This is a genomic window from Enterobacter sichuanensis, from assembly GCF_002939185.1.
Taxonomy (GTDB): Bacteria; Pseudomonadota; Gammaproteobacteria; order Enterobacterales; family Enterobacteriaceae; genus Enterobacter; species Enterobacter sichuanensis.
Map to the genome: position 1 here is coordinate 18,306 of NZ_POVL01000037.1, position 22,950 is coordinate 41,255.

The 22,950-nt window shown below is 56.5% G+C and carries 21 protein-coding genes and 1 pseudogene; 16 read left to right on the top strand and 6 right to left on the bottom strand.

Annotated features, from left to right (window positions below):
• A complete protein-coding gene (locus C5687_RS16275) occupies nucleotides 1-450 on the bottom strand; it encodes a DMT family transporter (protein WP_095440581.1) in 450 nt (149 codons plus the stop codon).
• Complete coding sequence (locus C5687_RS16280) at nucleotides 447-965, bottom strand: GNAT family N-acetyltransferase (protein ID WP_104557373.1); 519 nt, start codon at nucleotides 963-965, stop codon at nucleotides 447-449. Before C5687_RS16280 ends, C5687_RS16275 begins: the two co-directional genes overlap by 4 nt.
• A 148-nt stretch (nucleotides 966-1,113) precedes the next feature.
• Between C5687_RS16280 and C5687_RS16285 the strand changes: the two genes are divergently transcribed.
• From C5687_RS16285 to C5687_RS16295, 3 genes are all read left to right on the top strand, one after another.
• Nucleotides 1,114-1,689 (top strand): helix-turn-helix domain-containing protein, encoded by a 576-nt coding sequence (locus C5687_RS16285; RefSeq protein ID WP_104557374.1) that lies wholly within the window; start codon nucleotides 1,114-1,116, stop codon nucleotides 1,687-1,689.
• 65 nt (nucleotides 1,690-1,754) lie between these two features.
• A complete protein-coding gene (locus tag C5687_RS16290; protein WP_104557375.1) occupies nucleotides 1,755-2,795 on the top strand; it encodes an NADP-dependent oxidoreductase in 1,041 nt (346 codons plus the stop codon).
• Between the two features lie 254 nt (nucleotides 2,796-3,049).
• Entirely contained in the window at nucleotides 3,050-3,718 is a 669-nt protein-coding gene (locus tag C5687_RS16295; protein ID WP_104557376.1) for a GntR family transcriptional regulator, read from the top strand.
• Between the two features lie 119 nt (nucleotides 3,719-3,837).
• Here C5687_RS16295 and pqqU read toward each other — a convergent pair whose 3' ends face one another.
• Nucleotides 3,838-5,952: a TonB-dependent receptor PqqU gene (gene pqqU / locus C5687_RS16300; protein ID WP_104557377.1), complete on the bottom strand. Its 2,115-nt coding sequence runs from the start codon at nucleotides 5,950-5,952 to the stop codon at nucleotides 3,838-3,840.
• 241 nt (nucleotides 5,953-6,193) lie between these two features.
• Between pqqU and yncE the strand changes: the two genes are divergently transcribed.
• Nucleotides 6,194-7,255 carry a 7-bladed beta-propeller protein YncE gene (gene yncE, locus C5687_RS16305; RefSeq protein ID WP_104557378.1) on the top strand — a complete coding sequence of 354 codons (1,062 nt, stop codon included), beginning with the start codon at nucleotides 6,194-6,196 and terminating at the stop codon, nucleotides 7,253-7,255.
• A 46-nt stretch (nucleotides 7,256-7,301) separates the two neighbouring features.
• On the opposite strand, the gene ansP is transcribed toward yncE, so the two are convergent.
• Together ansP and C5687_RS16315 are read right to left on the bottom strand one after the other, a co-directional pair.
• On the bottom strand, nucleotides 7,302-8,798 hold the full coding sequence (ansP, locus tag C5687_RS16310; protein WP_008501774.1) for an L-asparagine permease: 1,497 nt from the start codon (nucleotides 8,796-8,798) through the stop codon (nucleotides 7,302-7,304).
• A 331-nt stretch (nucleotides 8,799-9,129) separates the two neighbouring features.
• The gene (locus C5687_RS16315) at nucleotides 9,130-10,017 is read right to left on the bottom strand and encodes a LysR family transcriptional regulator (RefSeq protein ID WP_095440583.1); all 888 of its coding nucleotides are present in this window, start codon (nucleotides 10,015-10,017) and stop codon (nucleotides 9,130-9,132) included.
• A gap of 112 nt (nucleotides 10,018-10,129) precedes the next feature.
• Here C5687_RS16315 and C5687_RS16320 point away from each other — a divergent pair, with 112 nt between their 5' ends.
• The 12 genes and pseudogenes from C5687_RS16320 to C5687_RS16380 all read left to right on the top strand — a co-directional run bounded on the left by C5687_RS16320 (nucleotide 10,130) and on the right by C5687_RS16380 (nucleotide 20,935).
• Complete coding sequence (locus tag C5687_RS16320) at nucleotides 10,130-10,528, top strand: (R)-mandelonitrile lyase (protein WP_095440584.1); 399 nt, start codon at nucleotides 10,130-10,132, stop codon at nucleotides 10,526-10,528.
• A 141-nt stretch (nucleotides 10,529-10,669) separates the two neighbouring features.
• Nucleotides 10,670-11,209, top strand: coding sequence for an AAA family ATPase (locus C5687_RS16325; protein ID WP_104557379.1), 540 nt, complete (start codon nucleotides 10,670-10,672; stop codon nucleotides 11,207-11,209).
• A 110-nt stretch (nucleotides 11,210-11,319) separates the two neighbouring features.
• Nucleotides 11,320-12,321, top strand: coding sequence for an LLM class flavin-dependent oxidoreductase (locus C5687_RS16330; RefSeq protein WP_104557380.1), 1,002 nt, complete (start codon nucleotides 11,320-11,322; stop codon nucleotides 12,319-12,321).
• Nucleotides 12,318-13,439 (top strand): amidohydrolase, encoded by a 1,122-nt coding sequence (locus C5687_RS16335; protein ID WP_025759146.1) that lies wholly within the window; start codon nucleotides 12,318-12,320, stop codon nucleotides 13,437-13,439. The genes C5687_RS16330 and C5687_RS16335 overlap by 4 nt, the downstream gene beginning before the upstream one ends.
• 16 nt (nucleotides 13,440-13,455) lie before the next feature.
• Nucleotides 13,456-15,719 (top strand): annotated as a pseudogene (locus C5687_RS25085) (NtaA/DmoA family FMN-dependent monooxygenase).
• 9 nt (nucleotides 15,720-15,728) lie between these two features.
• Nucleotides 15,729-16,238 (top strand): GNAT family N-acetyltransferase, encoded by a 510-nt coding sequence (locus C5687_RS16350; protein ID WP_045285035.1) that lies wholly within the window; start codon nucleotides 15,729-15,731, stop codon nucleotides 16,236-16,238.
• Nucleotides 16,239-16,247: 9 nt separating this feature from the next.
• Complete coding sequence (locus tag C5687_RS16355; protein WP_045285034.1) at nucleotides 16,248-17,174, top strand: amino acid ABC transporter permease; 927 nt, start codon at nucleotides 16,248-16,250, stop codon at nucleotides 17,172-17,174.
• A complete protein-coding gene (locus C5687_RS16360) occupies nucleotides 17,158-17,931 on the top strand; it encodes an amino acid ABC transporter ATP-binding protein (protein WP_045285033.1) in 774 nt (257 codons plus the stop codon). Before C5687_RS16355 ends, C5687_RS16360 begins: the two co-directional genes overlap by 17 nt.
• A gap of 9 nt (nucleotides 17,932-17,940) precedes the next feature.
• Nucleotides 17,941-18,828, top strand: a complete 888-nt coding sequence (locus tag C5687_RS16365; protein WP_045285032.1) for an ABC transporter substrate-binding protein — start codon at nucleotides 17,941-17,943, stop codon at nucleotides 18,826-18,828.
• A gap of 41 nt (nucleotides 18,829-18,869) precedes the next feature.
• Complete coding sequence (locus tag C5687_RS16370; protein ID WP_025760199.1) at nucleotides 18,870-19,487, top strand: glutathione S-transferase family protein; 618 nt, start codon at nucleotides 18,870-18,872, stop codon at nucleotides 19,485-19,487.
• 37 nt (nucleotides 19,488-19,524) lie between these two features.
• Nucleotides 19,525-19,755 carry a tautomerase PptA gene (pptA, locus tag C5687_RS16375; protein WP_059386920.1) on the top strand — a complete coding sequence of 77 codons (231 nt, stop codon included), beginning with the start codon at nucleotides 19,525-19,527 and terminating at the stop codon, nucleotides 19,753-19,755.
• Nucleotides 19,756-19,933: 178 nt separating this feature from the next.
• Nucleotides 19,934-20,935 carry a Kdo(2)-lipid IV(A) acyltransferase gene (locus C5687_RS16380; protein ID WP_104557382.1) on the top strand — a complete coding sequence of 334 codons (1,002 nt, stop codon included), beginning with the start codon at nucleotides 19,934-19,936 and terminating at the stop codon, nucleotides 20,933-20,935.
• Between the two features lie 44 nt (nucleotides 20,936-20,979).
• Here C5687_RS16380 and C5687_RS16385 read toward each other — a convergent pair whose 3' ends face one another.
• Complete coding sequence (locus tag C5687_RS16385; RefSeq protein ID WP_104557383.1) at nucleotides 20,980-22,665, bottom strand: NAD-dependent malic enzyme; 1,686 nt, start codon at nucleotides 22,663-22,665, stop codon at nucleotides 20,980-20,982.
• Between the last annotated feature and the right edge of the window lie 285 nt (nucleotides 22,666-22,950).

A 22,950-nucleotide genomic window follows, 5' to 3' on the forward strand; every position in this document is an offset into this window, starting at 1 on the left:
TTAAAACTGACGTCGCGCCACCAGCCAGGCGCCGACGACCAGCATCACCGCGCCGCACACCGGGCCGATCAGGGCGCGTAGCGGAATGCCATTGCTTCTCAGCACGTCCATCACCAGCCCGCCGATGAGCTGGCTTGCCACCAGCACGGCAATCGTCGTCGCCGCGCCAACATTCTGATACCCGCTGATGCTGGCAAACACAAAAAAGGAGCCCAGCAGCCCGGGAATGAGCGTCCACCAGCGTACCGTTGTGGCCAGCTCGCTAAATCCGGCGACGCCCTGTTTCAGCAGCAGAATGCTGACAAACAGCACAATGCCGACCAGGGAATTCAGCAACATCGCGATAAGTATGGTGGAGGAGGACTGGGTGATACGCACCATCAGGGTGTTTTGCACCACCAGGCCTATTCCCGCCGCCACCAGAAATGCCAGCGTCAGCGACTGATTCATGGGATAGCGTCCGGATCGCTGCGCTCATCCAGCTGCAGCTGCATAAAGGTTAAGTCCAGCCAGCGGCCAAACTTGGTCCCCACCTGCGGCATTTGCCCCGTCGTGACAAAACCGAGGGTTTCATGAAGATGGATCGAAGCATGATTCTGCGCTTCAATCCCGGCAACCATTACGTGTTTACCGATGGCGCGGGCCTCGTCAATCAACGCTTTCATCAGCGTGCGGCCAATGCCTTTGCCCTGATGATCCGGGTGGACGTAAACCGAGTGCTCAACCGTGTGACGAAAACCATCAAAAGCGCGCCAGTCGCCAAAGGAGGCGTAACCGGTGATCGCGCCGTCTTCCTCACTGACCAGTACCGGGTAACCCGCGAGCGTGCGCGCCTCAAACCAGGCGATGCGGTTCTCGGTATCGACGGTTTTATCGTTCCAAATCGCGGCGGTGTGCACCACCGCGTGGTTGTAGATCTCTCCTATCGCAGCGCAGTCTTCTTTGCAGGCATGACGAACGATCATGATTAAACCTCTGTGTGTTGTTCACTATAGTGTTACGTTATGGCTACGATATTACACAACTGTATCGCCCGATCGCTACGGCATAAGCCATATTTTTTTGTTATCAAAAGCCCATTGAAATGCCGTTCATACACTATAGTATGACGTCATGAACACCATAACAGACACAATGAATCAACGGATTAGCGCAAGAATTCGCCTCGAACGTGAGTCTCGCGGCTGGTCCCTGAGCGAGCTTGCTGACCGGGCAGGCGTCTCCCGCGCCATGATCCATAAGATAGAGCGTGGGGACAGCAGCCCGACAGCCACCTTGCTTGCCCGCCTGTCTGGCGCGTTTGGCATTAGCATGTCCACGCTGATTGCCCGTGCCGAAATGCAGGAAGGAAAGCTGCTGCGCCTGGCAAACCAGCCCGTCTGGCGTGACCCGCAGACGCACTACCTCCGCCGCCATGTTTCTCCCCGCACCGATCTGCCCATCGATCTTGTTCAGGTTGAACTGCCTGCGGGCAGCGATGTTCCGATGCCGGCATCTTCTTACGCGCTGGCACGTCAGCTTATCTGGCTGCAGTCCGGCGAGCTGGTGTTTCAGGAGGGCGATACGCGCCACGAGATGCGTGCCGGAGACTGTCTCGAACTGGGGCCGCCCAATGACTGCCGGTTCATCAATGAAACGAATGAACCCTGCATCTATCTGGTTGTACGGCTGAACCAGTCTGGCTTGTAATGCTAAGGCGAGAACGCCGTTCCTGCGCCAGGCTGTAAAGACATTTGTACCAGAAGGAGATCCCGATGAATCAACCTGTTTCGCAAAATCGCCGCTGGGTCCTGGCTTCGCGCCCTCATGGTGCGCCAGTCGCAGAAAATTTTCGTCTGGAAACGCAACCCGTTCCGGAACCTGAGGCGGGGCAGCTTTTGCTTCGCACCGTCTGGCTGTCGCTGGATCCATACATGCGCGGGCGCATGAGCGATGCGCCATCCTATTCACCGCCGGTTGAGATTGGTGCGGTGATGGTAGGGGGAACGGTCAGCCGTGTTGAACACTCCCGACATCCCGATTTCAAAACGGGTGAGTGGGTGCTGGGCTACAGCGGCTGGCAGGAGTATGAACTTTCAGACGGCAGCGGTCTGGTGAAGCTCGGTGAAAATCCATCTCATCCTTCCTGGGCGCTGGGTGTTCTGGGTATGCCGGGCTTTACTGCCTATATGGGGCTGCTGGATATTGGGCAACCCAAAGCGGGTGAGACGCTGGTGGTTGCAGCGGCAACAGGCCCGGTGGGGGCGACCGTGGGGCAGATTGGCAAAATCAAAGGTTGCCGGGTGGTCGGCGTCGCCGGTGGTGCTGAAAAATGCCGCCATGCCGTCGAGGTTCTCGGGTTTGACCAGTGTCTGGATCACCACGCGGCGGATTTCGCTGAGCAACTGAAACACGCCTGCCCGAACGGCATTGATGTCTATTATGAGAACGTCGGCGGCAAAGTCTTTGACGCGGTCCTGCCGCTGCTGAATACCGCCGCACGCGTGCCGGTGTGTGGTCTGGTCAGCGGCTATAATGCGACGGGCCTGCCAGAGGGGCCGGATCGCTTGCCGCTTCTGATGGCGACCCTTCTCAAGAAACGCATTCGTATGCAGGGCTTTATCATCGGCCAGGACTACGGGCACCGCATTCAGGAGTTCCAGCAGGAGATGGGGCGCTGGGTACAGGAAGGTAAAATTCACTATCGTGAACAGGTCACGGACGGGCTGGAGAACGCACCGGAGGCGCTGATTGGCCTTCTTGAAGGGCGGAACTTCGGTAAAGTCGTGATTCGCGTCGCGGACGACAATAAATAAAGAGTACTATGGCGGGGTTTCCCGCCATATTTATTTGTGAAGATACGATATATTGTCTTTAATTACTGGACATGGCATTTCGCGCCATCATCCCGGATGAGCCCGAAATCGATAAAAATTGACGTTTGCTTTTTTTTGCAGTTTTTACGTACTCCCACCACCAGGCATGACGATACAGGATATATCGGACCAGCGTCGTTTTATTAAAACTGGCGTTTAAAAATAGCATTAAGTTTTAGCTACAGGAATTGAACATGCTTGATTTGGATCACTTAGAAAAAGCCCAAAGGGTCAGCCTTACTATGCAAGTTGAACTCAGTTTGAAAGGGGCGTTAATTACAGGCTCACTCAAACCTGGGGCACGACTGATAACGAAAGAGATCGCCGATAAATTAGGTACCAGTATTACTCCGGTTCGCGAGGCGCTTTTGCGGCTGGTCTCTTCTGGCGCGTTACACGCCACTCCCGCACAGGCATTTCTGGTGCCAGAGGTGACGCTGGAGCGTTATAACGAGATTAACGCCATCAGAAAACAGCTTGAGCCGATGGCCGTTGCCGCCGCCTGTCAGAATATGTCTGACACTAAGCTTGAGACGTTGCGCAAAATGTCAGATGCCTTCCATGAGGCCATGCGCAACGGGCACGTTCAGCAGGCACTGCATGCGAATCGCGTCTTGCGGTTTACGCTGTATCAGTATGCGGAAATGCCAACGCTTAACGCGCTAATTGAACAGTTATGGGTGCGTATCGGGCCCTGCATGAACTATCTGCATCAGGAACTCAACGACATCAAAGCCTCGACATATCACTATGACGAACTCCTTACCGCCCTTGAGCGAAGAGATGTTGAAGCCAGTCAGAAGGCAATTGATAAGTTGATTGATGAAGCCAATACTCTTTTACAGCGACAATATTTTAACTGAGAGATTATTTAACAGAGCGACTATATACCGCACCTGATTATTTATCTGATGAATAACTCCTGATGGTTTATTGCCATCAGGAGCGTTATTTTAGGGATAAATTAAACTTTTCTTATTACTTACTCGAAGCGATAAGAGACCGAGAGCCCTACACCGTAGCTACGTCCAGGTGCAGGCTCGTAATAACGGCCGTTGGACTCGTTGACAATGACTGAGCCAACGTACTCTTTATCGAAGAGATTATCGACGCGACCAAAGACGTCCATGCCCCAGTTACCATAGTTAAATTTATATCCGGTATTCAGTCCGACCACCGTATACGATGGCGCTTTCGCTGTGTTCTCATCGTCGGCCATGATATCGCTCATGTAACGCACATCTGAACCCGCGTACCAGCCTTCCTCCGGCTGCCAGCCAAACGAGGCGTAACCCATATTACGGGCGATGCCCGGCATCCGGTTACCGTTACAGTTCGTATCGCCGCATACGTTGGTGCGATAAGTGGCGTCCAGATAGGTCCACGCCATCTTCAGCTTCCAGTTTTCAGCGAACTGCTGATCGAGGGACACTTCGACACCCTGACGACGGGTTTTGCCGGCATTTTTATAGCTGGTACGGCCGCCAGAACTGGCATCCACCACGATCTCGTCATCCGTATCGGTGCGGAACAGGGCGGCGGTCAGCAGGCCATTGCCGATGCGGGTTTTGCTGCCCACTTCATAGGTGTTGTTGGTGGACGGTTTCAGACCAATATTCAGCCCACCCTGGTTATCTGAACGGTAGGAAAGCTCGTTGATGGTTGGCGTTTCAAAGCCACGCCCGGCGGCGGCGTAAAGGTTCCACGCGTCCGTCACGGCATACTTCACGGAACCGGCAGGGAGCCATTTGTGGTAGCTCGCGTCGCCGCTGTCATCGCCATTGCCCGGCGTCACGTAGTGGTCATTGGAATCAAACCAGACCGAGCTGTAGCGTACCCCGGCATCCACTGACAGTTTCTGCGTCAGCTGCCAACTCGTTTGCAGATACGGATCGACGTTCCACATCAGATTGCGTTCATTGCGACGCTTATCACCTTTGACACCGTAATCCGGTACGCCGTTATCCATGACGAAGTTCTCGTATCCGCGACGATCTTCGCTCATGTTTTCGTAGTTAAGACCGGTGGTGAAGGTCACCGGCACCAGCAGCTCGCCACGGTGCGTCCAGCGGGTATCAATCCCCTGATAGTGGCGCTGCATATCGATCACCCCACCGGAGTGGGAGGGTTTCAGCTGCGGCTGATACGGAATCGACTGGTACTGCGTCATTTCACGCTCACCGGCGTACATCATCACGCTGAGGTCGTCCTGGGTGCTGAGCTGACGATCGTAACGCAGGCCGGCCTGGGTCTGTTTGATGGTTTTACGCGTGTTGTACTGATCGCCGCGCGGGGACTGGCGCGGGTTGTCCCGCCACTCCTGATAGTTCAGTCCGCCTGGATCGTTGGCCTTCATGTCCACGCTGTTAAAGACCAGCGTCAGCTTGCTGACGTCATCAATACGTACACCCAGTTTGGCGTTGGCAAGGTTCTTACGCGCGCCGCTGTGGTCGCGATAACCTTTGGTGGTGAAACGGGTGGTGGACACGGTGTAATCCACATCGCCTGCGTGGGTGCCATCACCCATCGCGCCAGTGGCTTTCATGCCGTAGCGCCAGGTCCCGTAACTGCCGTAATAGCTGCTGGCTTCAATGGTCGGCGGCTGCTGCCCGGTCTGGGTATTGATGTTAATCACGCCGCCAGAGGCGTTGCCGTACAGGGCAGAGAAGGGGCCGCGCAGCACTTCAACACTCTCCACGCTTGAGAGATCGATGTTCGAGGTCTGACCCTGTCCGTCCGGCATGGTGGCCGGAATACCGTCTACGTACATACGGATGCCGCGCACGCCGAAGGTTGAACGGGCACCAAACCCACGCATCGACAGCTGAAGATCCTGCGCATAGTTCTGCCGGTTCTGAATTTGCAGGCCCGGGACGCTGCCGAGAGATTCAGACAGGTTGATACGGGGAGCGGCATGGCGCATATCGTCGCCATTGACGACGCTGACCGCGGCTGGAGTATCGAGTTCCGATACGGTTTGCGGCGTGGCGCTGACGATCATGGTCTGTTCTTCCGCGCTCATGGCGGTAAGAGGCGCAAAAATAACAGGAACCAGCAGCAGCGGAAGAGAAGCCTTATGGGCAGAAATGATTTTCATGAATAAAACCGGTTGTGGTGTATAAACGAACCAAATGGAACATGTCCATATATGTTAAAGGTTTTGTAAAAGTTTTGAAAACTATAACCGCACATTGCGTTAATGGAAGGCGAAGCGGGAAAGAAAATCTCCACATTTGATTCATTAATGATTACTATTCTCATTATCAAAAGGCAATGCCATGACGTTGCCTGCCGGAAGCGATGTCAGCAGAACCCCTCATTTCAGAAAAGGAATTGTTATGTCTTTACGTCATCTGTGCTCACCGCGCCTGAGCCTGTCACTGCTTTCAGCCACGTTACTGCTTGCCGGAACGTTCCAGGCTCATGCCGCCGAAGAGGTGCTGCGTAAAGCCGTGGGAAAAGGGGCGTATGAAATGGCGGTGAGCCAGCAGGAAAATGCCCTGTGGGTCGCGACGTCGCAAAGCCGTAAAACCGACAAGGGCGGCGTTGTCTATCGCCTCGATCCGGTTACGCTGGACGTGACGCAGGCGATTCACAGCGATCTCAAACCTTTTGGTGCCACTCTTGATAAGGCGACCCAGACGCTGTGGTTGGGCAATACTATCAACGGCGCGGTAACGGCCATTGATGCGAAAACGGGCGATGTAAAAGGGCGGCTGGTGCTGGATGGACGTCAGCGTAGTGACACCGTTAAGCCACTGCAGCCGCGCCAGCTGGTGGCCGATGACAGCACGAACACAGTGTACATCACGGGCGTGGGGAAAGAGAGCGTCGTCTGGGTGGTGGATGGCGCCACGCTGAAGCTGAAAGCGACCATTGCCAATACCGGGACCTACAGCACCGGCCTGGCGCTGGACGCGCAGGCGAAACGTCTCTATACCACCAATGCGGACGGCGAGCTGGTGACGATTGATACGGCCAGCAATAAAATTATCAGCCGTAAAAAGGTGCAGGATGACGGCAAAGAGCACTTCTACCTGAATCTGAGCCTCGACACTGCCGGTCAGCGCGCGTTCCTGACCGATTCAAAACAGCCGGAAGTGCTGGTGGTGAGCCTGAAAGAGGGCAGCGTGATCGACAAAATCGCCGCGCCGGAATCGCTGGCCGTCCTGTTTAACCCGGCCCGCAATGAAGTTTATGTGACGCACCGTGAAGCCGGTAAGGTAAGCGTGATTGACGCCAACTCGTATAAGGTCACCAAAACCATCGACACGCCGGTCTACCCGAACAGCCTGGCGCTCTCAGCGGATGGCAAAGCCCTGTACGTGACGGTGAAACAGAAATCCACCCGCCAGCAGGAAGCCACCCAGCCTGACGATGTGATTCGTATCGCGTTGTAATAAAAAAAAGGAAGGCTAAATGCCTTCCCTTTTTATTGACTGCGTATTAACGCGAGGTCTCTTCTACCAGCGGTGCGTCGTGTTTTTCATCATCAGGATGAACCGGCGCGGTGCTGTGGATCTCATGAACGCGTTTACGCACGCCAAACCAGCCGGCAATCAGCAGCACGGCCAGCAGCGGAATGGTCGCGATGGTGTAGGTGCCGTTCGGGTAGTCGAACGCCATCAGCACCAGCACGCTGAACAGGAAGAGCAGGGTGAGCCAGGAGGTCACCGGTGCGCCAGGCAGCTTAAAGCTAACGTCAGCGGCTTTCCCTTCTTTGATCGCTTTACGCAGACGCATCTGGCAGACCACGATAAAGCCCCAGGAAGCGATGATCCCGAGTGCGGCCACGTTCAGCACGATTTCGAAGACCTGTGACGGGACCAGGTAGTTCAGGAACACGCCGAAGACGTAGACCACCAGCGTGGCCAGAATACCGGCGTACGGCACGTGCTGCTTGCTCATCTTCGACATGAACTTCGGCGCAGAACCGCCCATCGACATGGAGCGCAGGATACGGCCGGTAGAGTACAGACCGGAGTTCAGGCTGGAGAGCGCCGCCGTCAGCACCACGATGTTCATGATACTGCCAACGTAAGGCACGCCCAGCTTAGAGAAGAAGGTCACGAACGGACTCTGCCCCGCCTGATAGGCGTTCCACGGCAGCAGCAGAACCAGCAGGACCACGGAACCGACGTAAAACAGACCGATACGCCAGATCACGCTGTTGATGGCCTTTGGCACCATCGTCTGCGGATCTTTACATTCACCTGCTGCGGTACCCACCAGCTCGATGGAGGCAAAGGCGAACACCACGCCCTGAACCAGCACCAGCGCAGGCAGCAGACCGTGCGGGAAGAAACCGCCGTTATCGGTTATCAGGTGGAAGCCGGTGGCATTGCCATCCAGCGGTTTACCGCTGCCAAGGAAGACGGTACCCACGACCAGGAACACCACGATGGCCAGCACTTTGACCAGCGCAAACCAGAACTCCATCTCCGCGAACCACTTCACGCCGATCATGTTCATGGTGCCGACAATGGCCAGCGCGCCAAGCGCAAAGACCCACTGCGGCACATCGCCGAACGCGCCCCAGTAGTGCATATACAGCGCAACCGCGGTGATGTCGACGATACCGGTCATCGCCCAGTTGACGAAATACATCCAGCCCGCCACGTAGGCCGCTTTTTCACCGAGGAATTCACGGGCGTAGGAGACGAAGCTTCCGCTGGAAGGGCGATGCAGTACCAGTTCGCCCAGCGCGCGAAGAATGAAGAAAGAGAAGATCCCGCACACCAGATAGACCAGGGCGAGAGCCGGGCCAGCCATCTGCAGACGTGCACCCGCACCTAAAAACAGACCCGTTCCGATAGCGCCGCCGATGGCGATCATTTGAACCTGACGGTTGCCCATCGCTTTGTGGTAGCCCTCTTCGTGGGAGTTCAACCAGCGACGTTTAGCAGCATGATGATCGGCTGCGCTTTTATTGCTTGTTTTCATTGAGTTACCTGTTTGCCTGTCTGAACCATTATCGTGATAGTCCTGCCTGGCAGAATGCAATACAAACGATTGCTTCTGCGCAAACACATGTCGCCTTCCCAGTCATTCTGCGTATGGATAAGGCGAAACATGGCGAGGCATCCTACCTGCAATTCATAAGCGACGCAAAATATAACCGTGCCGAAAGTGATGCACGTCGAAGGAAATCGTGTGGTCAGAGCAGACGGGGATCACAACACGCTGAATCGTGGTGAGTTTTTAGTCAAAACAATTGCGAGGTTGATTATTTAATCATCAGATTCCCTTAATTATTACCAAATGGTATAAATTTTTATTGCTGCAGGGCATTAAGCAGCAACCTGAACGCGGTAGTGTGCTGTCGACGGCTCGGATAATAGAGGTGATATCCTTCAAAAGTGGGGCACCATGAATCAAGGACTCTGACCAGCCGTCCGTGATGAAGAGCGTCCAGAACCGAGGACTCGGGCACGTAGGCTAATCCGAGACCACTCTCCGCCGCATCGATGCGCTGCGACAGATTATTCAGCGTTAGCTGTCCTTCAACCCGCACGCGAATCTCGCGCCCGTCGCGTTCAAATTCCCATTGATACAATCCCCCTCGCGTGGGCAGGCGCATATTGATGCAGCGGTGGTCAGCGAGCTGCTCCGGTACCTGAGGCACCCCAAAGCGTGCAAGATAAACAGCGGAACCGACGACGGCCATGCGCATGTCCGGAGCGATCCGCACCGCAATCATATCTTTTGCCACCTGTTCACCCAGACGTATTCCCGCGTCGAAGCGGCCGTCCACGATATCCGTCAGGCCGTTATCGATCGTCACCTCGACGTTAATCTCAGGATATTGCGCCATAAATGTTTTCAGTATCGGCCAGAGCACGGCGTCCATCGCGTGCTCGCCAGCGACAATGCGGACCGAGCCAGCGGGTTTGTCGCGGGCGCTACGAAGCGCCGTGAGTTCCTGCTCGATCTCTCGCAAATGTGGGCTTAAGCGCGCAAAAAGCTGCTCACCCGCCTGGGTGGGCACCACACTGCGGGTTGTGCGGGTTAAAAGGCGTACGTCTAACCGCGCTTCAAGCTTGCGCATGGCATGGCTCAGTGCCGATTGCGATACGCCCAACTGCGCCGCTGCGCGCGTAAAGCTACGCTCGCGGGCAACCACCATAAAAGAGAGCAGGTCGTTGAAATTGTCTTTTAGCATCGCGGTTGCCTCTATTTATGAATTTCAATCATATTTCCTATCTGATTATGCACGCTAATAGTTCGGATTGCTTTGCGCTACTGTTAACGCAACAGTCAACGAGGAGTACAACATGAAAATTATCCGCAGCGGTTCATTACCTTCAGCAAAGGGGCCAGAAGACTGGTTCACCGGCACCGTCCGCATTGACGCGCCCTTTCAGGCGACCGAACCTGCCCGCATCGGCGGGGCAACCGTGACCTTTGAGCCGGGCGCGCGCACGGCGTGGCATACGCACCCCCTGGGACAAACGCTGATTGTGACGCAGGGGCGCGGCTGGCTACAGGAGTGGGGCAAAGCGGCAGAAGTGCTGAATCAGGGCGATATCGCCTGGATCCCACCCGGCGTGAAGCACTGGCACGGGGCAAGCGCGCAAACGGCGATGACGCATATCGCCATCGCCGAATCGGAAAACGGCAGCCCGGTAGAGTGGATGGAAAAAGTCACCGACGAGCAGTACCCGAACGGCTAACCGCCAGACACGACAATCGCCTGCTTAAGGCGCGTCGTGCACTTCGCCTCCCAGGTAAAATTGCCCTGCTGAAATAGCGTTTCGTTAACAGGATGAAAACGTTATTATTTGGTCAGTTTTTGTTAACGGGCTGAGGCTTGAGTGAAAATTAATGTCGTTGGAACCAGCGGAAGTGGAAAAAGCACGCTGGCGAAGCAAATTGCGGCCGAGCTGGACATTCCCTGTATCGAGATGGACCAACTCTACTGGCGCCCTGACTGGCAGGGAACCCCGGACGACGTGTTTCAGGAAACGCTGGAGCAGGCGCTGCAGGCGTCGCCAGACTGGATGCTTGACGGTAACTATAACCGCACGCGCCCGGTTAAATGGCGCCATGTCGATGTTGTGGTGTGGGTCGATTATGGGTTTACCCGCACGCTGTATCAGGCCGTTACCAGGGCCATCAAACGGGCCTGGCATAAACGGGAACTTTGGCCAGGCACGGGGAATAAGGAGAGTTTTCGCCGCGCGTTCCTGAGCAGAGAATCCATTATCATCTGGACGATAAAAACCTGGCGCAACAACCGCAGGCGTTATGAAGCCGATCTGCAAAATCCGCGCTACGCGCACATTCGCTTTGTCCGTATTACCCGCCGCAGTCAGGTGGATGCGTTGATTGCCTCTCTGAAGACATATTCTTAGCGTGGTTTTATATATCTGTTTTCCGGCAAACTAAATGTAAATTAATTGTTTCTCAGTGGTGAAATACGCCTTTAATAATGTCGACATGTTAAGTCAAACGAGAACGCAACATGTCATGGCGAATCAGCATTCTGGATAAAAGCCCCATCGCTCAACACGAAACGGCTGCCGATGCACTGGCGCGTACCCTGGCGCTGGCGCAGCAGGCAGAAAATCTGGGCTATCACCGCTTCTGGATTGCCGAACACCACAACACCCCCCAACTTGCCAGCCCCTCACCGGAACTGCTGATTGCCTGGATCCTCGGGCAAACCTCGCGCATTCGCGTCGGTTCCGGCGGCGTGATGCTTCAGCACTACAGCCCGTATAAAGTCGCCGAGAACTTCAACGTTCTGGCCGCGCTGGCGCCAGGCCGCGTGGATCTCGGCGTCGGAAAAGCGCCGGGCGGTCTGCCGCTCTCGACCCGCGCGCTGCAGCAGGGGCTGAATCAGCAGGAAAAGGGCAGTTTTGCCGAACAGCTGGCCCAGCTCGACCGCTGGATCCGTCCTGAGCATCAGTCAACGGAGGAAGCCGTTCTGGCCACGCCGCTGCCGCCGTCGCCTGCGCAGGGTTTTCTGCTCGGCGCGAGTCGCGAAAGCGCGCTGCTGGCCGCCAGCCTCGACTGGCACTTTGTTTTTGCCGCGCACCTGAATGGCGATCCGGATCTGCTGCGCGAGGTGATCGCCACCTGGCGTGAAAACAGCGTCCGCGATGTGATGGTGGCGGTGCAGGTGATTGTGGCGCAGTCCCAGGCCGAGGCGGATGCCCTGGCGCAGAAGGTGGAAGTGTGGGGCGTTGAGCTGGCCAACGGCCAGCGCGTCACGGTGGCCAGCGAAGAGCAGGCTTACGCGTTCGCGCGTCAGGCAGGGAGTGAGCCGGTACGCATTGCGCGTCGGGCGCAATCTCTGCTGGCGGGCACGGCGGAATCCGTGCTTGAACACCTTAACGCCCTCCATGAAACGTGGGGCATTGACGAATTTATTATTGATACCCCGGTAGCAGACGGTGCCACGCGCGTGGCGTCACTGCGTTTGCTGGCCGAGGCCCGTCTTAACAGGGAGGTTACCGTATGAGCTTTGGCGAACAACTGATTGCCTGGCGTCGCGAGCTGCACCAGAACCCGGAACTGTCCGGTCAGGAAGTCGAGACCACCGCACGCCTGCGCCAGTGGCTGACAACGGCGGGCATTACGCCGCTGCCTTACGATCTGCCGACCGGGCTGGTTGCGGAAATTGGTTCCGGCAACAAGCTGATTGCGTTGCGCGCAGATATCGATGCCCTGCCGATTGAAGAGCGTAGCGGCGTACCGTTTAGCTCGCAGCAGGCAGGGGTGATGCACGCCTGCGGACACGACATCCACACCAGCGTCATCCTCGGTGCGGCGTTAAAGCTGAAAGAGCGGGAAGCTTCGCTTAACGGCCGGGTGCGGATCCTGTTTCAGCCTGCCGAAGAGAACTTTGGCGGCGCGAAGAGCATGGTGCGGGCCGGTGCCCTGCGGGATGTCAGCGCGATTTTCGGTATGCATAACGAGCCCGGCCTGCCGGTCGGTGAATTCGCCACCCGCGGCGGGCCGTTCTATGCCAACGTCGACCGCTTTGTGATTCGCATTACCGGCAAAGGCGCGCATGCCGCACGTCCGCATGAAGGTAACGATGCCATCGTGCTGGCGAGCCAGCTGGTGACGGCGCTGCAAAGTGTCGCCAGCCGCAACGTCAACACGCTGGATTCCGTGGTGCTGAGCGTGACGCGCATTGCGGGCGGCAACACCTGGAACGTGCTGCCGGAAAGCGTCGAGCTGGAAGGCACGCTGCGTACCCATCGCACGGAGGTACAGCAGAACGTGAAAGCCCGCGTGGGCGAGATTGCCGCCGGGTTTGCCAGCGCCTTCAGCGCGCAGATTGATATTACCTGGTATGCCGGACCCACCGCGCTGGTCAATGACGAACGCTGGGCGGCATTTGCTACCTCAGTTGCCCGGGAGGCGGGCTATGAAACCCGGCACGCCGAGTTACACATGGGCGGGGAAGATTTCGCGGTCTATCTGCAGTCCATACCCGGCGCGTTTGTCAGCATTGGCAGCAATAGTGCATATGGTTTACATCACCCGGCGTTTAACCCGGACGAAGCATTAATCGAGCCCGCTGCCCGCTATTTTGCACAGCTTGCGGAAAAAGCCCTGCAACACGTTTAATTCTGAAGAGGTGAATATGTCTGCACATCGTCAACTGCGGCTCGGGACCATTTTGCATGGTGCATCCGGGAATATGTCCGCCTGGCGCCACCCTGAGGCCATCGCCGATGCCAGTATCAATTTTGATTTCGTCAAAGCGACGGCATTAAAGGCGGAAGAGGGCAAACTCGATTTCTTATTCGTTGCCGACGGTCTTTATATTAACGAAAAATCGATCCCGCATTTTTTAAACCGCTTTGAACCGTTAACGGTGTTATCTGCGCTGGCAAGCATCACCTCGCGCCTGGGGCTGGTGGGAACCTTATCCACCTCCTACAGCGAGCCCTTTACCACGGCCCGCCAGTTCGCCAGCCTCGACCATCTGAGCAATGGCCGCGCGGGCTGGAACGTGGTGACCTCGCCGCTGGAAGGTTCGGCGAAGAACTTCTCCCGCGAAAAACACCCTGAACATGCGTTGCGCTACCGGATTGCCGACGAGTATCTCGACGTGGTGAAAGGGCTGTGGGACTCCTGGGAAGGAGATGCCTTTGTGCGCAACAAAGAGAGCGGTCAGTTCTTTGACCCGGCAAAACTGCACACCCTGGAGCACCATGGTGATTTCTTCCAGGTCGCCGGACCGCTGAATATTGGCCGTACCCCGCAGGGACGTCCGATTGTCTTTCAGGCCGGCGCGTCGGAGGACGGGAAAAAACTGGCGGCGAAACATGCCGACGCCATTTTCACCCACCATGAAACCCTCGACGAGGCAAAAGCCTTTTACCGCGACGTGAAACAGCAGCTGGAAACTCACGGCCGCCGCCCGTCGGATTTACATATATTCCAGGGCGTCAGCGTGATTGTGGGAAAAGATGCAGAGGACGTGGAAAACCAGTATCAAACCACGGCGGCGCTGGTGTCGATTAATGATGCCCTTAATTACCTCGGGCGTTATTTCGAACATCATGATTTCAGCCAGTATCCGCTCGACGAACCGTTCCCGGATATCGGCGACTTAGGCAAAAACAGCTTCCGCAGCACTACCGATGAGATCAAGCGGAACTCCCGCGAGCGCAACTTAACCCTGCGTCAGGTGGCGCTGGAAGCCGCTTCGCCGCGTCCACGCTTTTCCGGTACGCCGGAAGAGGTGGCCGACGGTCTGCAGGCCTGGTTTGAAGGCTATGCCGCCGACGGCTTCATCATTCAGGGCGGCACGCCGGACACCTTCCCGCGCTTTGTGGACCAGGTCGTGCCGGTTCTGCAGGCACGCAGCCTGTTCCGCACCGACTACCCGGGTACCACGCTGCGCGAAAGCTTAGGTCTGGACCAACCGAAAAATCACTTCACACAACAATAAAAGAGAACACCGCTATGCAGAAAACATCGCTTATTCTGGCGCTCGCGCTGGCCTTTACCCCTGCCGTCTGGGCAGAGAATGTGAACATTAACGGCACCGGCGTGAGCATCGAGGCCAATAAAACGCCGATCAACACTGCCAAAAACGGCGATGCCATCGCCCGGTTGCCGAAAGACTATCGCTTTGCCGTACCGGGAAAATTTACCGTGGCGGTGGCGGGGCTTAACCAGCCGCCGCTGACGGTGTTTTCCGATGACAACAAAACGCTATTGGGCAGCGAGGTCGACGTTGCTCGTCTGGTGGCGGACAGCCTCGGGCTGGAGCTGAACGTGGTGCCCACCTCGTGGGAAGACTGGCCGCTGGGGGTCGCCTCCGGCAAATACGATGCGGCCATCAGCAATATTACCGTCACCAAAGAACGCAAACAGAAATTTGATTTTGCCACCTACCGTAAGGATTCCCTCGGTTTCTACGTGAAATCCACCAGCCCGATTACCTCGCTGCAGAAGGCGGAAGACATCGCCGGGCTGCGGATCATCGTGGGCTCCGGCACCAACCAGGAGTCCATCCTGCTGGCATGGAACGCGGAAAACCTGAAGAAGGGGCTGAAACCCTTTACTCCGATCTACACCAAAGATGATGCGGCTCAAACCCTGGCGCTGCAGTCCGGGCGTGCGGATGCCTACTTTGGTCCGAACGTGATTGGCGCGTGGAAAGCGGCGCTGAACGGCAAAACCAAACTGGTGGGTAGCGTCGACGGCGGCTGGCCGAAGGCGGCGCATATCGCGGTGACGCTGAAAAAAGGCAGCGGGCTGGTTGAGCCGGTACAAATCGCGCTGAACGGCGTGATCAAAAACGGCGATTACGACAAAGTGCTGAACCGCTGGGGGGAAGGGGTTGAGCGCATTCCTCAGTCAGAAGTGAACCCGGCTGGCCTGGGTGATTAAGGAGGCGCTATGCGCGAACAATTTCGTGATGTCTCGCCGGAAGATGCCGAACTCCAGCCCATCATCGAGGGGCTGTTCGGGGAATATGCCGCCCGTTACGGGGACTACTTCTCTAAAGATGCGGAAGTGGAGCTGACGGAATGGTATTTAGCGCCGCAGGGACTGTTTATCGTCCTGGAACGTGACGGGGAAATTATCGCCACCGGCGCTTACAAGCCCTATGACGAACGGACCGCAGAGATTAAGCGTATCTGGACCAATAAATCCCTGCGTCAGCAGGGACTTGCCGGGCGAGTGGTGCAGGAGCTGGAACGCAGGGCGGTGCTGGCGGGGTATAGCCAGATCTACCTGACCACCGGTTTTCGCCAGCCGGAAGCGGTCCGGCTCTATCTCAGCCAGGGCTATCAGCCGCAGTTCGATCTGAACCGGGATCCGGAAGAGTATAGCCAGCCGCCGTTTGATGGTCGGTTGCGTTTCACCAAAACGCTGGTACGCGAAGCGTTCAGTAAAACCGCATGAGGAACGACGATGAGCAACGTTGAAACCATAAAGGTGGTCCCGGCGCGTTATCCGCTGCGGACCGTCGGCGCCGCGGTGGCGCTGTTTGTCCTGGCGGTCGTGATTCAGTCCGTGGCCTTTAACCCGCGCTGGGAGTGGGGCGTGTTCGCCCGCTGGTTCTTCGACCCGGTGATCCTCGACGGTGTCGGTCAGACCCTGCTGCTGACGCTGATCGGCACCGCGCTGAGCGTCGTGTTTGGCGGCATGCTGGCCCTGGCGCGACTCTCTTCGTCCTGGCTGTTGAGCAGCCTGGCGTGGGCCTACATCTGGCTCTTCCGGTCGCTGCCGCTGATCGTGGTGCTGATCATCCTGTACAACTTTTCCTATCTCTACGACACGCTCTCGCTCGGCGTGCCGTTCACCGGCATCACCTGGGGCAGCTTTGAAACCATCAACGTGCTGGGGCAGTTCTCCACTGCGGTGGTGGGGCTGACGCTGGTACAGAGCGCCTATACCGCCGAAATTATTCGCGGCGGCTTCCTCGGCGTTGACCACGGGCAGTATGAGGCAGCGGCCGCGCTCGGCCTGCCGGCCTGGCGTCGTACGGTGCGCATCATTTTACCTCAGGCGCTGCGCACCATTCTGCCGTCGGGCTTCAATGAGATCATCAGCCTCGCCAAGGGCACGGCGATGGTGTACGTCCTGGCGATGCCGGAGCTGTTTTATACCATTCAGATGATCTACAACCGCACCCAGGAAGTGATCCCGCTGCTGATGGTCGGGGCCGCCTGGTACCTCGTTATTACCACCGTCTTGTCCGCTATCCAGTACGGTGTCGAACGCGCACTTGCCCGTAGCGAACGCCGTTCTGCCGTTAACCAGAACCGCGCCACCCGGCGTAGCCGCTCTGTCACCGCCACGCCAGCACAGGAGCCCGTCCATGCCAGCCTCTCCTGAAGGACATATTTCGATTACCGGCGTCAGTAAATATTTCGGTCGCCATAAAGCACTCGACAACGTAACGCTTGAGATCCCCCCAGGGTCCGTGACGGTGATCCTCGGGCCATCCGGGTCGGGCAAATCGACGCTGCTGCGCACCATTAACCACCTGGAGCGCGTCGACGAAGGTTTTATCCAGATTGACGGCGACTACATTGGCTATCGCCGTCAGGGCGACAAACTCTTTGAACTGAAAGAGAAGGAGATCCTTAAGCAGCGGGTCAACGTGGGCTATGTGTTTCAGAACTTCAATCTCTTTCCGCACCTCACGGTGCTGGAAAACCTGATTGAAGCGCCGGTCGCGCATAAAAAACTCAGCAAGAAAGAGGCGGTGGAAAGGGCCTACAGCCTGCTGGATGTGGTGGGGCTGCGGGATAAAGCGGACGCCTGGTCCCGCCATCTTTCCGGCGGCCAGCAGCAGCGCATTGCCATTGCCCGCGCGCTGGCGCTGCGACCTCGGGTGATGCTGTTTGATGAACCCACCTCGGCGCTTGATCCGGAGCTGGTGGGTGAAGTGCTGGATGTGATCAAGAAGCTGGCCCGATCCGGCACCACGCTGGTGGTGGTCACCCACGAGATCGGCTTTGCCCGGGAGGTGGCGGATCAGGTGGTGTTTATGGTCGACGGAAAAATTGTCGAGCAGGGAAGCAGCGACGAGGTGTTAAACCGTCCGTCGCACCCGCGAACGCGCCAGTTTCTCTCTAAAGTGCTGTAAGGAGCGACAATGAAATATGGACTTCTGGCGGGGCTGATCTTTTCAGCCGCCAGCCACGCCAGCATTGATTTAAAAGCCAACGAGCAGCCGCTGCCGGTGACGGTGGATCGGCAGGCTGTGGCGAAGATCCCCGCCAGTTATAAATTTGTTGAGCCGGGAACGCTGACGGTTGCCATCTCGATGCTGAACTCCCCGCCGCTGGCGCTGCTGGCCAGCGATAACCGCACGCGGATTGGCAGCGACCCGGATATCGCCCGCCTGCTGGCGGGCAGTCTGGGGCTGAAGCTGAAGCTGGTGCCGACGGCGTGGGAAGACTGGCCGCTGGGGATCGCCTCCGGGCGTTACGACGTGGCGCTGGTGAACATTGCGGTGACCGAACAGCGTAAAGAGAAGTTTGATTTCGCCACCTACCGCGTCGACTCGCTGGCGTTTTCGGTGAAGTCGACCAGTGATATCCAGTCGATTAAACGTGCGGAAGACCTGGCGGGTAAAAAAGTGATTGTCGGCTCGGGCACCAATCAGGAACGTATTCTGCTGGGCTGGAACGAGGAGAACAAAAAGGCCGGACGCGAGCCTGCGTTGCCGGTTTATCTCCACGACGATGCCTCGGGCAATCTTTACATCCAGTCCGGCAGGGCGGATGTGTTCTTCGGGCCGCAGTCGGTCTCGGCGTATAAAGCGGCGCTGACCGGCAAAACCCGCGTGGTCGGTTTGGGGCCGAAGAAAGCTTATGTCGCCACCACGACCAAAAAAGGCAATCAACTGGTTTATGCCCTGCAGGCCGCGCTCAACGGTGCGATTGAGCGCGGAGAGTACCAGAAAGTGCTGGCGCGCTGGGGGGAGCAGGGCGAGGCGGTGGAACAATCGGAGGTCAACCCGCCTGGGATAACCTACTAATGGTGCTCTACACTTAGGATTTTCACTCCTGAGGGGGCAAAATGATTAAACTTTATGGCGTACCCGGCTGGGGCTCGGCAATCAGTGAAGTGATGCTGACCCTGGCAGATATTCCCTATCACTTTATCAACGTGGACGGGTTTGACCAACCTGGTCCGCAGCGTGAGTTACTGCAAAAACTGAACCCGCTGTGTCAGGTGCCGACGCTGGAGCTGGAAAATGGCGCGATCATGACCGAAACGGCGGCAATAGCCCTGATGGTGCTCGACCGTTGTCCCGATCTGGCTCCGCCCGTGGGTCAGGCTGAACGTCAGCAGTTTCAGCGTCTGCTCATCTGGTTTGTGGCGAACGTCTATCCCACCTTCACGTATGCAGATTATCCCGAACGCTGGGTGCCGGACGCACCGGAACAGCTGCAGAAAAACTGCATTGAGTACCGGAAATCTCTCTATTTGTGGTTCGAAAACCAGCTCAGGGCGGCCCCGTTTGCGCTGGGTGAACGGCTGACGCTGCTGGATGTGTATATTACCGTGGCGCGTACCTGGGGGCCTCGTCACGCCTGGTTTGCGGAAAATACGCCGAAGCTGACGGCCATTGCGGACACCGTATGCCAGCTGCCGGAACTGCACAAGGTGTTAAAGGCAAACAATATTATCTGATAACGTGGAACCCTCATTCACAACCGGAAGCCTGCACATGCCACACGTAGATATCAAATGTTTTCCCCGTGATTTGAACGACGAACAAAAAAACGCCCTGGCGGCGGATATTGCCGAGGTGATTATTCGCCATTTCAACAGTAAAGACAGTTCAGTGTCGGTGGCGTTGAACCAGGTGAATCCCGAGGACTGGAAAGCGCAGGTCTGGGATATCGAAATAGGACCAAAGCTGGACGAGCTGATCAAAAAGCCCGGCTATTCAATGTAAGATCGTCTGCCGGGGAGCGGCTTTGTCCTTCCCGGCTTTCCGCTTTTCGCAAAAATCGTAAAAATGAGTTTTGTCTTATCCGCTACACTTCACGTTTCTGACTGACATTTCATAAATCCTTAGGAAAGATCTTCAACCGAATCAGTTAAGGACAGACACGTTAAAGGATAATTTTCTGATGACAAAATTACCCCGGTTTTCACTCGCCTTTCTTCATCCCCGGTACTGGCTAAGCTGGACAGGCATTGCCGCACTGTGGCTCATCATGCTGCTGCCTTATCCGCTGTTGTTCCGGATCGGTCATGGCCTTGGCCGACTGGCGATGCGTTTACTCCCTCGCCGCGTCGCGATTGCCCGCCGTAACCTTGAACTCTGCTTTCCTGAGATGGGCGCGGACGAACGCGAAACCTTGCTGCAGCGTAATTTCGAATCGGTAGGCATGGGCGTCATCGAAACCGGTATGGCCTGGTTCTGGCCTGCGTGGCGGGTGCGGAAATGCTATACCGTGACCGGGTATGAACATATGGAAAAGGCGCGTGAGAAAGGCAATGGGGTGGTGCTCGTTGGTATGCACTTTCTTACCCTTGAGCTGGGCGCGCGGATCTTTGGCATGCTTAACCCGGGCATTGGGGTCTACCGTCCCAACAATAATGCGTTGCTGGACTGGCTGCAGACCCGCGGGCGTCTGCGTTCCAATAAAACCATGCTCGATCGCCATGATTTAAAAGGCATGATCCGCTCGCTGAAGCAGAATGAAATCTTGTGGTACGCCCCGGACCATGACTATGGGAAGACCAATAGCGTCTTTGTGCCGTTTTTTGCGGTGCCGGATGCCGCCACGACGGCGGGCAGCTATATGCTGGTCAAAAGCGCACGGCCTGCCGTCGTCCCCTTCGTGCCGCGTCGCAGGGCGAACGGCTCAGGTTACGAACTGATTATTCTTGAGGATATCAGCGAGGCGCTGCAGGGCGGCGATAAAGAAGCCGTGGCGACGCAGATGAACAGGGCGATTGAGCACGCGGTACGGATGGCGCCGGAGCAGTATATGTGGCTGCACCGTCGCTTCAAAACGCGTCCCGAAGGGGTACCGGACCGCTATGCCCGCCAGAAACAGACGGCTCCACGGAATGATATTCTCTCCGCCGGCGATTTTTCTGACCGCTCAGGCGTACAGCACTAAAACTTCAGCGATGCCCTCACCCTGCGGTGAGGGCGTGACCGGCGCTACAGCGCGGAACGGCGGTAAGGCGCATAGTCCGCCTGCCACCAGGTCTTCTCGATACGCGCCATCAACGCTTCATCATCTATTGCCGGGGCGACGCCCTGTGCAATTGCGGCGCGGGCGACGGCAACGGCAATCTGACGTGAGACCGTTTCAATCTGATCTACCGGTGGCAGCAATCCTCCTCTTTCTGTCGTCACCAGCGGAGACTGCGCGGCCAGGCTGCGGCTTGCCGCCATCAACATCTCTTCCGTCACACGGCGAGCCTCACAGGCCAGCACACCCAGTCCCAGGCCCGGGAAGATATAGGCGTTATTACACTGGGCGATCTCGTAGTGCGCATTCTCCCAGAATACCGGGGCGAACGGGCTGCCGGTGGCGACCAGCGCGGCACCCTGGGTCCAGGCGATAAGATCCTGCGGCTGTGCCTCTGCCCGCGACGTCGGGTTTGAGAGCGGCATGATAATGGGGCGCGGACAGTGGCGATGCATCTCTTTGACAATCTCTTCGCTGAACAGTCCAGGCTGGCCGGAAACGCCAATCATCACCGTCGGATGCGCGTTCTTCACCACGTCCAGTAGCGAGATATTTTTCGCCTCTACCGGCCAGTGACAAACGGTTTCGCGGGCGGTAAGCAGGTTTTTCTGGAAATCGAGCAGGTTGGTCATGTCGTCGGTCAGCAGACCGAAGCGATCGACCATAAAGATCCGGCTGCGGGCTTCGGATTCGGTTAGACCGTCATCCACCATCAGCGCAACAATTTTTTCGGCGATCCCGCACCCCGCAGAACCGCTGCCGAGGAACACTACCCGCTGATCGCGTATGCGCGTGCCCGCGGCATGCGCCGCCGCAATCAGCGTACCGGCGGTGACGGCTGCAGTGCCCTGAATATCATCATTGAAGCAGCACAGCTGGTCGCGGTAGCGCTGCAGCAGTCTGGTGGCGTTTTTCTGGGCAAAGTCTTCAAACTGCAGAAGAACGTTGGGCCAGCGCGCCTTGACGGTACTGATAAACATATCCATGAATTCCGCGTACTGGTCATCGGTGATGCGCGGATGGCGCCAGCCCATGTACATCGGGTCTTCCAGGTGCTGCTGATTGTTGGTGCCGACATCCAGCATGATCGGGAGCGTGGAGGCCGGATGGATCCCTCCGCAGGCGGTATACAGCGACAGCTTACCAATCGGAATACCCATACCGCCTATCCCCTGATCGCCAAGCCCTAAAATACGCTCCCCGTCCGTGACGACAATCACCCGAATGTCGTTGCGCGAGAAACTTTGCAGCATCTCATCGATACGGTGACGGTTAGGCCATGAAATAAATAAACCGCGCGCACGACGATAAATGGTAGAGAAATGCTCGCAGGCTTCCCCTACGGTCGGGGTATAGATTATCGGTAACGTTTCTTTCAGATGTGAACGCAGAAGATTGTAAAAGAGAGTTTCATTGGTATCCTGAATGTTGCGCAGATAAACATGGCGGGAAATATCGCTTTTAAAATGGCAGAACTGTATCCACGCGCGTTCGGTTTGTTCCTCAATGGTTTCCACATTATGCGGTAATAAACCATGCAGATTAAAATGATCTCGCTCTTCTTTAATAAAGGCGAGACCTTTATTTAATAACGGATTTTCCAGCAGTACGGCTCCGTTATAGGGGGTGTACAGAACTTCTTTGCGGGACATGGTTAACTCCTGAATTTTCTAATAAAACAGATTGAGAAAACAAGCGGGCAGGCATGAAGTTTGATGTTTTCATGTCAGTATTTTATCTGTTTTGTTGCAGCGCTAATCTAACGGTTAGCCTGCAGGGCAGGAGTGATAAGGGTCACAATCTCTCTGGTTTTATTAATTTCAAAAAGATTACCTGAATGGCTGTCATTAACTTTAGTTACATAATAATGAATTAAGTTATTTAAAATAAAAGAGTTGTGTTGTTCACATTTCCCTGCGTTTCTCCATGTTAATTTC